At 55.6% G+C, this 12,863-nt stretch carries 13 protein-coding genes and 1 pseudogene; 12 read left to right on the forward strand and 2 right to left on the reverse strand.

Translation table 11 applies throughout. The features are described 5' to 3' along the window. The first annotated feature begins 46 nt into the window (after positions 1-46). The 7 genes and pseudogenes from C7820_RS24965 (at position 47) to C7820_RS24990 (ending at position 5,032) form a co-directional block, all read left to right on the forward strand. Entirely contained in the window at positions 47-409 is a 363-nt protein-coding gene (locus C7820_RS24965) for a winged helix-turn-helix transcriptional regulator (protein WP_116233336.1), read from the forward strand. Positions 410-606: 197 nt separating this feature from the next. Next, the gene (locus C7820_RS24970) at positions 607-1,482 is read left to right on the forward strand and encodes a diguanylate cyclase domain-containing protein (RefSeq protein WP_116233337.1); all 876 of its coding nucleotides are present in this window, start codon (positions 607-609) and stop codon (positions 1,480-1,482) included. A 21-nt stretch (positions 1,483-1,503) separates the two neighbouring features. Further along, positions 1,504-1,647 carry a hypothetical protein gene (locus C7820_RS33560; protein ID WP_181909189.1) on the forward strand — a complete coding sequence of 48 codons (144 nt, stop codon included), beginning with the start codon at positions 1,504-1,506 and terminating at the stop codon, positions 1,645-1,647. Continuing rightward, positions 1,640-2,931 (forward strand): annotated as a pseudogene (locus C7820_RS24975) (glycosyltransferase family 2 protein). Before C7820_RS33560 ends, C7820_RS24975 begins: the two are co-directional and overlap by 8 nt. Before the next feature lie 70 nt (positions 2,932-3,001). Continuing rightward, a complete protein-coding gene (locus C7820_RS24980; protein ID WP_116233338.1) occupies positions 3,002-3,370 on the forward strand; it encodes a YuzC family spore coat inner layer protein in 369 nt (122 codons plus the stop codon). 278 nt (positions 3,371-3,648) lie between these two features. Continuing rightward, on the forward strand, positions 3,649-4,509 hold the full coding sequence (locus C7820_RS24985; RefSeq protein ID WP_076172125.1) for an AraC family transcriptional regulator: 861 nt from the start codon (positions 3,649-3,651) through the stop codon (positions 4,507-4,509). Positions 4,510-4,711: 202 nt separating this feature from the next. Further along, positions 4,712-5,032, forward strand: a complete 321-nt coding sequence (locus C7820_RS24990; RefSeq protein WP_116233339.1) for an MGMT family protein — start codon at positions 4,712-4,714, stop codon at positions 5,030-5,032. An 84-nt stretch (positions 5,033-5,116) separates the two neighbouring features. Here the strand turns inward: C7820_RS24990 and C7820_RS24995 are convergent, their stop codons facing one another. Beyond that, positions 5,117-6,025, reverse strand: a complete 909-nt coding sequence (locus C7820_RS24995) for an aminoglycoside phosphotransferase family protein (protein ID WP_258875390.1) — start codon at positions 6,023-6,025, stop codon at positions 5,117-5,119. A 16-nt stretch (positions 6,026-6,041) separates the two neighbouring features. Then, on the reverse strand, positions 6,042-7,043 hold the full coding sequence (locus tag C7820_RS25000; protein WP_116233341.1) for a phosphotransferase: 1,002 nt from the start codon (positions 7,041-7,043) through the stop codon (positions 6,042-6,044). Between the two features lie 216 nt (positions 7,044-7,259). Between C7820_RS25000 and C7820_RS25005 the strand changes: the two genes are divergently transcribed. The 5 genes from C7820_RS25005 (at position 7,260) to C7820_RS25025 (ending at position 12,821) form a co-directional block, all read left to right on the forward strand. Next, entirely contained in the window at positions 7,260-8,111 is an 852-nt protein-coding gene (locus C7820_RS25005; RefSeq protein WP_147306305.1) for a MerR family transcriptional regulator, read from the forward strand. After that, the gene (locus C7820_RS25010; protein WP_116233343.1) at positions 8,108-9,367 is read left to right on the forward strand and encodes an MFS transporter; all 1,260 of its coding nucleotides are present in this window, start codon (positions 8,108-8,110) and stop codon (positions 9,365-9,367) included. Before C7820_RS25005 ends, C7820_RS25010 begins: the two co-directional genes overlap by 4 nt. A gap of 157 nt (positions 9,368-9,524) precedes the next feature. Continuing rightward, entirely contained in the window at positions 9,525-10,706 is a 1,182-nt protein-coding gene (locus tag C7820_RS25015; protein ID WP_116233344.1) for an NAD(P)/FAD-dependent oxidoreductase, read from the forward strand. 34 nt (positions 10,707-10,740) lie between these two features. After that, a complete protein-coding gene (gene sigJ, locus C7820_RS25020; protein WP_116233345.1) occupies positions 10,741-11,598 on the forward strand; it encodes an RNA polymerase sigma factor SigJ in 858 nt (285 codons plus the stop codon). Between the two features lie 149 nt (positions 11,599-11,747). Continuing rightward, positions 11,748-12,821, forward strand: a complete 1,074-nt coding sequence (locus tag C7820_RS25025; protein ID WP_116233346.1) for an acyltransferase — start codon at positions 11,748-11,750, stop codon at positions 12,819-12,821. The last annotated feature ends 42 nt before the right edge of the window (positions 12,822-12,863 follow it).

The raw sequence follows: 12,863 nt of genomic DNA on the forward strand, positions 1-12,863 counted from the left end.
GCGAAAAAGCGAATCGTGTAGTATCCTATAAGAAGGAGGTGGCAGCGTGGCAACGGAAATTAAAGACCGTATCAATTTAAAAGAAATCAATTGCGCGAAGGAACTGACCCTTGCCGTGATCAGCGGCAAATGGAAGTTGATTATATTGTGGCATCTGGGGCTTGAGGGGACGAAGCGGTTTGGCGAGCTGAAGAAGCTGATCCCCAATGTGACCCAAAAAATGCTGACCAACCAGCTTCGGGAGCTGGAAGACGATCAGCTGATTTCGCGGAAGGTATATCCGGAGGTCCCTCCCCGGGTGGAGTATTCGCTGACCGAATACGGCCGCTCGCTGATGCCGGTGCTGCAGATGATGTACGACTGGGGCAGTCATTATGGGGACCGGGTTATTTGGAAGGACGATCATTAACAGGTCGGCATTCTCTTCATCGGAATAATTTTTTCACGTACTAAAAAAAAATATGAAGTTCAATCCCCCACAGAGTCCGAAGGCAGCTGAGTAAAAAGCCGCCGCTTTGCGGGGGTATTTTTTTGTGACATCGTCTGTAAATGGGGTAATAATTAGAAATTGATTCCAATTTTGGCTGCTGTAAAGGAAGGATGCTGATGAAAGACCAAACGCCGACACGACGTATTGAAGCAGGCTATCTCATCCTTGTGTTTGTCATCATGATCCAGGAGCTGCTTATTTTTATCAAGGTATATGCAGACCAAGCCTATACCACTCAGGAGCTGCTGTTCAGTCTGGGGACATTGGCTGCGCTGCTGATCGGCTTCTTTATGCCGGTCGGCGTCACGGCGGTGGCCGTCTTCTTTTATCTTGTGAGTTATTTTGTGTGGCTGAACACTTATGCACATGTGGATATCTTATCTTTCTCATGGCTGTTGCTCGTTCCTGCCAACATGATTCTCGCCTCCGTGATTCATTCCGGGTTGATCCGCAACCGGAGACTGATCGAGCGGCTGGAGGATTTGAAGGACATGAGCCCGCAGCTGGACCTCGATACGTCCCTCGGGAACAAGCTGTCCCTGGAGGATGCCGTCATCAAACACTCCAATCTCGCCAAGCGTTATCCGCAGCGTTACGACTTCTGTATGGCGATGTTTAAAATCGAATTTTTGCCGCTCGTCAAAGAGTCGCTCGGTTCCAGGCGGTACGCCCGGCTGCTGCTCGAGTTATCGCACACGATTCAGAAGCAGATCCGCTACGAGGATTATAAATTTTTCATCGACCAAGGGCGCTTTGTGGTTTTGTATCCGATGACGAATCAGGAGCATTTGCAGCAGCTCACCGCCCGGATTAAGCAGGCTATGATGAATGTTGAAGCCGTCGACCGGAGCGGGAGCCCGCTGAAGCTCGTCATCCGTACGGGGGCGCTCGTGTTCCAGCCGGAGCAGTTCAGCAAATATGAACATATCGATGCGGTCATTGCCGCATTGGAGCGCAATACGGAGACCGATCTGATCGGTGAGTATGTATAAGGAGAAAGGAGGGGCGCCCGCATGTCGTATGTCCAGTGGTTTATACCTGTATGTATCGGTGTCAGCATCCTTTTTGCCGCAGCGGTGCTGGTGCTGACGATCGCCACGCTGATGTTCCGGGCCAAAGTTAAGAAAAAATACGATCGGGGGAATTTCAGTGGCTGACGTCATCCTGCTCCTGTCGATCGTATCGATCTGGATCGCCGTGCTGGAGTCGATTGTCATCATGTCCGGGGCGATCCGGTTTGTGTACAGGCAGAACCGGGGGGTTCTGGTGCGCAGCGGGCAATTGGACGATTTTCCGACCGTGACGGTCATGGTCCCCGCCCATAATGAAGAGTTGGTCATTACCGCGACGGTGGAGCATATTCTGCAGCTGTATTATCCCCCGGACAAGGTCCAGATCATCGTGATCGCCGATAACTGCACCGACCGCACCGCGGACAAGCTGAAGGCACTGAAGGCCAGAACCAGCTATAAAGACAGAGACCTGCTCATTTTGGAAAGAACCGGTACCGGCGGGAAATCCGGAGCTCTGAATGATGCGCTGAAGGAAGCTACCGGCGATTGGATTTGTATGACGCCGATGCCGCACCCGAGCACAACGCCCTCTACTTTCTGATCCAGAAAGCCATGGAGCAGCCAGAGCGCTACGGTGCGGTGTTCGGACGCAACAAAGCGCGCAACCGCGGGCAGAACCTGCTCTCGCAATTCATCAACCTGGAGCTGATCACGATTCAACGGGTGCATCATACCGGTCTGTGGGAGCTGTTCGGTCTGGGAACGATCCCCGGGACCAATTTTATCGTCAAACGCTCGCTTATGGAGGAAATCGGGGGATGGGATGAGCACGCCATCACGGAAGACACGGCGGTGTCCTTCGAAATTTTGGGCCGCGGCCAGCTGATCGCGCTCGCACCGCAGGCCGAAGCCTATCAGCAGGAGCCGGAAAGGCTCGACGTCTACATGAAGCAGCGCCAGCGCTGGGCCAAAGGCAATTACAGGGTGGTCGTGGACAATATCCACCAGCTGTTTAATCGGAGCAGCTGGCGGATCAAGCTGCACGTGCTTTATTATGCCGCAAGTTATTTTTGGTTCATGGTGGCGATTATCGTTTCCGACCTCATTTTTATCGTCAACCTCGTGTACCAGATCATTGCGCTCTTTCACCCGGACACGGTATCTCCGTTCCAATTCAGCAGTGACCTGTATGTGTATCTGGTCATCGCCTGGGCTCTGATGTACTACATTTATGTTCTTCAGATCAACCTGGCACTGGCCACCGATATCGGACAGAGCAACGTCAGGAACTTCATCCTGTCCTGTGTGTCTTACTTTACGTATGCTCAGCTGTTTCTGGTCATTTCGCTGCTGGCCTTCTGGTCGATGATCGTTGATAAAGTGACGGGCAGGCAGAGCAAATGGTATAAAACCAAGCGCTTCGGTTAGGCGCCTCTCACCATTGCCCAGCCGCGGCATATAATGGACCGACCGGTGCCTACAGAAAGGAGATCACGCCATGAGTTATCCCTCGTACGGTGGATGGTGTCCCCATTATTACCCGCGGCCCTATTACTATTCATGGATTCGTGAATACCCCCAGATCAAGACCGATACCCTCAACCAGTCCATTCAGGGATATTATTCGCTGATGGAGGAGGGCTACAAAATTCTTAACAGGCTGTCGGACCATGCCTTTGCCGTTCAAGTGATGACAGCCGCCCAGGCCGGAAACAAGCAGGAGGTGGACCGGCTGATGAAGTCGATCAGCAGCCAGTCGAAGATTTCGTCCGAGTTTTCTCCGAGCGGAATCGGGATTACCGTCGACCCGTTAGTTGAGACCGACCCTTGCTGCAAACTGGCCATGTTCCTGAAATGGGGAAAATAAACACAATGAACGGCATATGTAAGGATCATTCCAGTTCTACTGGCAGCCCGGAACCTTCGCGTTTCGGGCTTATTTGACGTTCTATGCGGAGTTCCCAAACAGCCGGGCCTCCTGATTTGTGCTGCTTCGCCAAACGGAGTGCTGTACCCCCGTGTTCCTGTTGTATACTTAAGTTTAACGGAAGAATGTTAACGGACAACCTGTTCGGCAATAGCACGGAATGACAGGATTTTGGCGAATGACGGGGTTATGATGACATACGAGGAGTGATCGGATATATGGCATGGGTAGAATCGCTGCAGCGGGCAATCGATTATATGGAGGACCACCTCTCCGAGGACATTACCATTGAGGAGATCGCGAAGCAGGCGCATTCGTCGCCGTTTCACTTTCAGCGGACCTTTACGCTGCTGACTGACATTACGATCGGCGATTATCTTCGGCGCAGGCGGCTGTCTCTCGCAGCAAAGGAGCTGACGGGGACGGATACCAAAATTATCGACCTTGCCTGCAAATACGGGTACGACACTCCCGAGGCGTTCTCGAAAGCTTTTCGCAAGCAGCACGGCGTTACCCCGACGGAAGCGCGGAAAGGGATCGGGAAGCTGCAATTTTATAACCGCCTGGTCATCCAGGTGAGTCTGAAAGGAGCCGAGCCGGTGAAATATCATATTGTGGAGAGAGAAGCGTTCCAGGTCGTTGGAGTCAAGCGGGCCTTTTCCTGTGAAAATGGACAGAACCTCGAGGGGATTCCGAAGATGTGGCAGGAGGTTCACCAGAACGGGGTCAACGACCTGCTGTTCCGCGTGAACAGCGGGCAGATCAAGGGTGTGCTCGGCGTATGCGTCGATCAAAGCGCGGTGAGACCGGAGGAGATGGACTACTGGATTGCGACCGAATGCGACCAGGAGGTGCCGGAAGGCTTGGAGAAGCTGGACATCCCGGCATCCAAATGGGCCGTGTTCGAAGTGCGCGGCCCGATGCCGGACGCGATGCAGAGCGCCTGGAAGCGGATTTTCTCCGAATGGTTTCCGTCCAGCGGGTACGAGTATACCGGCACCGCGGAGCTGGAGGTTTATACAGACGAGGATCCTTCCAGCCCGGACCTGTATTCGGAAATTTGGATACCGGTGAAGTAACGATTTGTATAATTGCTCCAGCCCAAACAAGGCCGCCTCTTTAGAGGTGGTCTTGTTGATGTTGTGCCAGTGAAAAGCAATCGTTGATTTCCGGCCTGCTGTTACGGCTGGATTTTTTGCAGGAAAGCCGGAAGCGGCCGGCGTATCAGTATATAATCGACCGTTTTAAGCATGAATCCCGTTTTGGAGGTTGGAGAAGCCAATGACGCCTTTTACGATGAACGTCATCCACATTATTCAAAATATACCGGAAGGCCGCGTGATGACCTACGGGCAAATCGCCGAGTTGGCGGGGAGCCGGAGAGCGGCAAGGCAGGTCGTGCGCATTCTTCATTCCTTGGGCAAGAAGCACCGTCTTCCCTGGCACAGGGTCGTCAACGCGAAAGGCGAGATCGCTTTTGTGGAGGAGGAGTCGCGCATGCTGCAAATTCTGTATTTGAAGGGCGAGGGGGTAGAGGTCGACGCCGAGGGACGGATTGACTTGGAGGCATACCGCTATCATCCGGAGCCTGGGGCGGACTGAGGCCTTGCCACAGACTCCCTCCCTTCCAATAAGTGTAGCGGGGGCGCTTTCCCGATGGATGCAGGGTAAATACGGCCGGGACATTCAGGAGGAAGCGAGCAATGCGCCCAGCTCTTTTTGATATTGCAAGAATCGGTCTGTAGAAGGGATGACCCGTGCGGCAGACTGGATCCCGCCGATTTTGATGCTTCGGACGACGGGATACGGTGCAGACAGCAGTGCATGCAGTAGGGAGAGATCCGGAGCGCTAAGCTGTCGGTGCCGCTGGTAGTATTCGACGGCGCGCAGCATTCCGCCCGCGTTCCAGGTAAAATTGCGGTGGAGAATGTGGGCTAAGTCCTTCATTCGCACATGCAGTGAGCTGTTTTCAAAGTCAATCAGATGCAGCTTTCCCCGCTTGTCTTTAATCAAGTTCGGATAATTATAATCTCCATGGATAAAAGCAGATGCCTGCTGCTCCGCTGTCATCGCCGCAAGAACGGCGGGCTCTCGCAGCCGGTTGATCACTTCTTCGCAAGGAGGGACTAAGTGGCGTGTATTTTCGTAGTACCCAAGCAGCTCCTTATAATCCGAGACATCTTTCTCCAAGTCGAAATAACGTATCCTAGAGGCGGGGGCCTCCCCTGCGGGAAAGCCTTCGGCGGCAGCGTGAAACCTGGCCAGCGCGCGCAGACCTTTCCTCAAATCCGCTGCTGACCCAAAATCCGGCTGCCTTCCGTGCACCCAATTCGTCAGCATGTACACCGAGCCCTGATGGATCATGACCGGCGAAAGCGCGGTTGTAGGGTATACTTTTGGACTGCGGGTAAATCCCCGTTCGTCGAGGCAGGCAAAGACCCGGGCTATATAGAAGACTTCTTCCACTTGAACATCGTAGCACTTCAAGCAGTAAGTACCCAGACGAGTCCGAATTCGGAACACGTCCTTCACCCGTCTGATTTCACGGATTTTCATGCCGTAGGTTTCTTCAATGCCGGTCCTGAAGTCCGTCACAAACATCACCCCTTGGTTATAGATTTGCCCACCTGCTCATGTATTCCATCGCCTGACGCCTGAGCATCCAGGTCTGGTCCATGGTCTTCAGCATCTCGGCGCTTCTGTTGCTCCGTGGGAACCGGACGGCATACCAGGCTTCCCTCGGCAAGCCGTATAATGCCTTGACCAATTTTCGCTCCGGTGGGCTTAAGGGCCGGATTCCTTCGTATCCCCTAAGAAAAGCCTCCATGAATGCGGTATTAAACCCGGTCGTATTCATGATCGTCTTGGCCGTATCCGCATAGGTGGAGCCGACTCTGATAAAATCCCAGTCTATAATATGAAGACGCTCGTCATTTGCGATAATGACATTCGGCGGCGTGATATCGCCGTGAATTAAGGCCGGATTGGCCTTTTCCTGGGCGCAAAGCCGCGAAATATCCGGATGGCGGATTTCGGACCATGCCTCATCAGAGAAGCGTTTCCAAGCCGCGCCGTATTTCCCGACGGCCCTTCGGAGTGCCGGATTCGCGGAAGCTGCTTGAACCATGTTTTTCCGCAGATAACGATCCTTGACTTTCCACAGCCGAACTTGCTCCAAGGTAGCCGATTTCGGTGTGGGCGGCAGCCCGCAGCGGAGGGTGTGAAGCTTTGCCAACGCATGGCCCAGCTGCTCACAATCCTGCTCCGTCCCCATCGGCCGTCCATGAATCCACTCCGTCATATAATAAGGCTGCCCCTGGCGCATGACCCACAGCTTTCCCGAGTCGGAAGGAAGCCAGTCCGGCATAAAGCCATAGTCGCTGTTCATTAACAGACGAACATACTTTGCGGCTGATTTGATTTGGGCAGCCAGACCTGAGCGAAGGTGGGGATTCCGGTTATACGGCTTTAATGCAAACGTGCCCAGGTTCGTCTGGATCTGGATCACGGCGTTTTTCCGGTAAAACGATGAGACAGGCGTGGAGCGAAGGGTTTGGAGACGGAAACGCCGGGAAATGCTGCGGATTTCCCTTTGACTCAGTAGATGTGACATGGGTGGGGGTCTCCCTCCGTTAGAAAGTAACTTAGACAGCAGCGCATGGTGTGGTGACCGTTGATTTTTTATCGTATTCTGTTTGTCATGAAAGGTATGGACATTCGCCTTGGATTTCGAAAAGCTTATGGATTCCTGGAACGATGGACGCTGGCACAGGGGTTGACTTTCCACTTAAGGGAAAGCTTTATACTGGAGCGGAGAGGAGGCTGGGAAATGTTCAAAATTACGGAATTTTCGAAAATTAGCCAGGTATCGGCCAAAGCGCTTCGCTATTACGATCAGATCGGGCTGTTGAAGCCGTCTTATACCGATCCGGATACGGGATACCGATTCTATACGGCAGACCAGCTGAAGCGGGTTCACCGGATTCTGGTGTTTAAGGACCTGGGGTTCACCTTGGAGCAGATGATTCCGCTGCTGGACGGAGCCCTGGGCACGGAACCGATGCGGACGATGCTTCTTCATAAATCGGCCGAAATTGCCGAGATGCTGAGGGAGGAGCAGGCCCGACTGAACCGGATCGAGGCCAGGCTGGATGAGCTGGACCGGAGTGGGGATGGAGAGCCGCCCCTGGATGTCGTCGTAAGGCAGACCGGCCCTGAATGGATCGCCTCCATTCGGGAGGTCACCTCCAAATCGAAGGTTCCGGGGCTGATCCGGGAGCTGCGGCAGGCCGTCAAGACGCTGTACAAGGGCGCTCTGGACCAGAGGGTGATCGTTCTGTGGCACAGCTGCGCCGAATGCGAAGACGCCGTGGACCTGGAGGTAGGTGTTCCGGTTGCGGGCCCTCTCCCGGACCAAGGCCGGATCCGGGTTAGGGAGCTGAAAGGCGCCCGGCTTGCTTGTATAGCCCATTCCGCAGGCCTGGCGGGTTCCTATGAGGTCACGGCCAAGCTGGCCGGTTGGCTTGAGGAACAGGGATACGGCATTTCGGAGCAGGAACCGAGCCGGGAGATTTACTGGGAACTGCCGGACCAGCCGGCCAGCCCGGTGTTGTCCGAGCTGCAGATGCCGATCGTGGACAGACCGGGCGGAGCTCCCGGGGCAGAGGGGGGACAGGCATGAGGGAAAGAAGACGGGTTCCGTCCGGTATCCTGCAGGTCCTCCTGCTGGCGGTGGGCATTTTTGTGATCAGTACGTCAGAGCTGCTCCCGATGGGTCTGCTGCCGGACATCGGGCGGCAGTACCAGGTCACCGTTCAGACGGCAGGCTGGCTCGTCACCGCCTATGCGCTCGGGGTTGTCGCGGGAGGACCGCTGCTGACGGTCGCTACAGTCCGGGTCCCCCGCAAACGCCTGCTCCTATACATGCTGGCCCTGTTCGGGGCAGGGAGCCTGCTCAGCGCAGTCGCGCCTTCCTTCGGACTGCTGATCGCCTCCCGCGTCGTCAGCGCCGTGGCTCAGGGGGCCTTCTTCGGTGCCGCCGTCGTCATGGCAGGCCAGCTGGCGGCTCCGGGACGGGAAGGCGCGGCCATATCTCTAGCCGGGTCGGGGCTGACGATTGCGACGGTCATCGGCGGGCCGCTGGGCACGCTGCTCGGACAGCAGTTCGGCTGGCGCTTTCCGTTTTGGATGCTGGTCATCATTACGCTGCTCGTCGGAGCGGGCATCCTGTGGAAGATTCCAGACATGCCGCAGGTGACACGGCCTCAGATCCGCCGGCAGCTCGGGCAGGTCGCGCGTACGGGCCCGGTGCTGGCCCTGTTTACGACAGTATTCGGATTTGGCGGCGTCTTTTTGGCCTTTACGTATATCTCTCCGATCCTTCAGGAGATCACGGGGCTTCCGGAAGAGCGCATTTCAATCGTGCTGCTGCTGTTTGGGCTGGCGTCGGTGATCGGGAATGCCGCTGGGGGCAAGCTGGCCGACCGGCATCTTCATGCGGCTCTCTTGGGCAGTATGGGGCTGCTGCTGGCAGTGATGATCGCCTTTTATTTCACGAGCACTTCGGTCGTTCCCGCACTCATTACGGTGTTTGTGTGGGGAGCTGCCGCGTACGCGATGGTCACTCCGCTGAACGTCCAGGTGCTGCGGCGGTCCGGCTCGGCGCAGGATTTGGCTTCCACCCTGAACATCTCTGCCTTTAATCTCGGCAATGCGCTTGGCGCCTTTGTTGGCGGGTACGTAGCAGAGAGCAGGCTGGGGCTGTCCGGACTGCCGCTGGCTTCGGCCGTGATCGTGACCATTGGCATCGCCTTAGCCGCGGGCAGTGTGATGCTGGAGCGCTCGAAGCCAGGAAGCGCTGGGGCAGCGGGACAGGCAGAATGCGTGAATACTGCAGGCGAGGCGTCTTGCGGAATGAATCCCGGCGCCCAGTCATAGATGACAGGAAGCCGGATCCTAGAAGCGATGAGACCTCCCGAAGGCGGGAGGTTTCTTTTTGGTCTGTGCCGCTTTTTTCATTTTTTTCTGCTTTCAGTGTCACAAATGCTTCCCCTTCCTCGTGATATATGCAAAACCAAAGCGGGGAGTGGACGTTATGGAAAAGTTAACATGCGTCGTGGTCGGCGGCGGCTACGCCGGAATCAATGCGGTCAAGGCTTTGCAAAAATCGCTTAAAGGGGCTGGCCGGGATCTCAGGCTCATCCTGATCAACAAGGATCCTTATCACCTTCGCAAGGTGCTGCTGTTCAAGCCGGCGGCTCTGCAGGAGGATATTGCCATCCCCTTGAGACGATTGTTTCCGGAAGGGGAAGGCGTAGACCTCGTTCAGGGGGAGGTCACACGCGTGGATTTTGACGCCAGGCAGCTGATCTACAGCCGCAGTGAGGGCGGGGACGCACGCCTTGGATATGACATCCTGGTGATGGCGGCGGGGAGCATGGTCCGGCGCCCAAAGCCGGATCAGGGCGGTATCGCGCTGACCTCGCCGGAAGCGGCTGAACAAATCCGCCGGATGTGGAAGCAGAATCTCCGTGAAGCGGCCGGGGCCAGTGCGGTGGAACGAGCCAAGCTGCTGACGTTTGCTGTGGCCGGAGGAGGCATCAGCGGCATTGAAACCTCAGCCGAACTGGCTCATGCCATTCGTGCCGATGCCGAAGGTATGGGTTTTCATCCCGCAGACATCCGGGTGTATCTGGTCAATGCCGAGGAGCGGCTGTTTGCACAGGGTCCGGCGAAGGTGTCCCGCAAGCTGGAGCGGCTGCTAGCCGATGAGGGGGTCACTACACTGCACGGACGCAAGGTCATCCGGGAACGCGGCGGGGTGATCGCCCTTTCGGACGGAAGCGAAATTTCCGCAGGGCTGTGCGTATGGACGCTTGGCATCGTGCCGAATCCAAGGCTTTCCGGCATGGGCTTCCCGGTTACTGCGGAAGGAAAAGTAGTTGTCGATGCGAGTTATCGGGTGGAGGGCAAACCCGGCGTCTACAGCATTGGAGATTGCGCACAGATCGTCGATCCGGAGACGGGCCGGGCAGATGCTATGACCTGCAAGGAAGCCGGCGCTCAGGCGGCCAGGCTCGGCCAGGTCGTGGCGGCGGATGTCGAGGGCCGTCCTGCACCTGTCCATAAAGGGTATATGGATGTTTTCTGCTTCGGTCTTGGTCCGGCCAAAGGAATGGTCTGGACCCGGCAGTGGGGACTCGATATGATCATACAAGGGAGACTCGGCTGGAATATTCGGAAATTCACCTGGGATCATGCGAGTCTGCTCAAGTGAGCAACGCCATGCCAGCAGGAAAGGTGAGCAATCCATGAGGGAACTGTATGAGAATTACCGTCCGCTGCTGTTTTCGATCGCTTATCAAATGATGGGCTCCGTGTCCGATGCGGAGGATGCGGTGCAGGACGTTTTCGTGAAGCTGGCGGACCGGGACCTGGCACAGCTGAAAGAACCGAAATCCTACTTGTGCAAAATGGTTTCGAACCGCTGCCTGGATATGCTGAAATCCACCCAGAGGCAGCGGGAGCAGTACTTCGGGCCATGGCTGCCCGAGCCGATCGAGACGTCGGCGGAGGATACCGCCGAAACCGTGGTTCGCGGGGAGCTGCTGTCCTACGCGATGCTGGTGCTGCTGGAGCGGCTGTCCCCGCTTGAGCGCGCTGTCTTTATCCTTCGGGAGGCGCTGGGCTTTGAATATCCGGACATTGCGGAACTCGTCGAGAAAACGGAGGTATACTGTCGCAAGCTGTTCAGCCGGGCTCGTGCCAAAATGGGGTTCGACCCCGAGATGCCGATTCAGCCGGAAGCTGCGGACGAAGAGTGGGTCCACCGGTTTCTGTCGGCTCTGGAGCAGGGCAGCATGGATTCTGTGATATCTCTGCTCTCGAAGGACGTCGTCATCACGTCCGACGGGGGCGGCAAGGCGTCCGCGGCGGTTCATCCGATCGTGTCGCCAATCTTCGTCGCCCGCTTTGCACTGGGCGTGTATCGCAAATTTTCGACCGCTGACGGAGGCATCCAAATTGAGCATGTCTCACTGAACGGCCAGCCTGGGATTGTGTTCCGGTCTCAGGAGGGGGTCGAAGGCGCCATGCTTCTCCATGTGGAAGGTGACCGGATTCGTGATCTGTTTATCGTCAGAAACCCCGATAAGCTTCAGCATCTGTAGAACAGCGGGTTAACTCAGCAATTTAAGGCCCCGGGAGTCATCCCGCGGGCCATTTGCTTTTCGCCCCCTAGAAAATACCTTGGTAACCTCCCCCACCATATGGGTAATGACCTCTATAAGGCTGAATCCTGACATCAGGGGTGGACATTATGGGAAAAAGAGAGAGGATAACCTATCTGGAGCTGCTGAGAGGCATACTGATTATCGCGGTGGTCGCCATTCATACAACTTCATTTTCGGTCACGAAGCTGCCGACCGGTTCATCGTTATACCCGCTGTACTATATCGTAAACGTCGGCTGTAATTTCGCCGTTCCGGGGTTTCTGTTCCTGAGCGCGCTCCTGCTGTTCTATCATTACGACGGGAGGCAGCTGAGCTGGGTTTCTTTTTATAAAAAGCGGATCAAGAAAGTCGTGGTTCCGTATCTGTTCTGGTCCTTTTTTTATGCGGCCTATTACACGTACGCTCACGGGCTCCCGCTGGAGCAGGGCTGGCATCGGTTCTGGAGCAACCTGCCGCTGGGAAACAATTACGAGCATTTGTACTTTATGATCATTATCGCGCAGTTCTACCTGCTGTTTCCGCTGTTTATGCTGCTGCAGAAAATTCCGGTGCTTAAACGCCATCCGCTCGTTTTCGGGATCACCGTCCAGCTGGCCATCTATTTGCTGAACTATTATGTATGGCATATGGACGAAATCGGTACGTTTATCGGATCGTATATGCTGTATTTATACCTGGGGGCTTATGCTGCCAAAAAGATGAGGGAGAAGGGCGTCCGACAAGGGTTTGGCTCAGGCGTGGGCTGGATGGCGGCAGCGTTTATAGCGGCTGCAGCCGTGTACATTGGGCAGAAATGGCTGCAGACCGCCGCTCCGCACTGGGTTCCGCAGCCGTATCTATCGTACATGAACAAGCTGTCTGAAGGTTTGTATTTCTCACTGACCTGCTTATTCCTGCTGCAGCTGGCGCGGAAATTCCGTCAAGGAAGCCCGCTGTACAAGACGCTGTTTTCGCTCGGGACGTATTCCTACGGCATTTACCTGCTGCATCCATTCTTCCTGCTTCTGTGGCGGGAATATGTGCAGCAGACCGGACCGTTCTCTTATCATTTGCTTGTATGGGCCGGCGGAGCGCTGTCTATCCTGCTGTCCTGGGCGATCGTTAAGGCGTTCTCCCGAACGCCTCTGGCACCTTACATTGTTGGCGAATCCGCGAAATAGTCATAATTTCCCCTATTCATTTCCAAAGCGATCCTCTATTAT

It is taken from the genome of Paenibacillus sp. VMFN-D1 (assembly GCF_003386155.1).
Classification (GTDB): Bacteria; Bacillota; Bacilli; order Paenibacillales; family Paenibacillaceae; genus Paenibacillus_AQ; species Paenibacillus_AQ favisporus.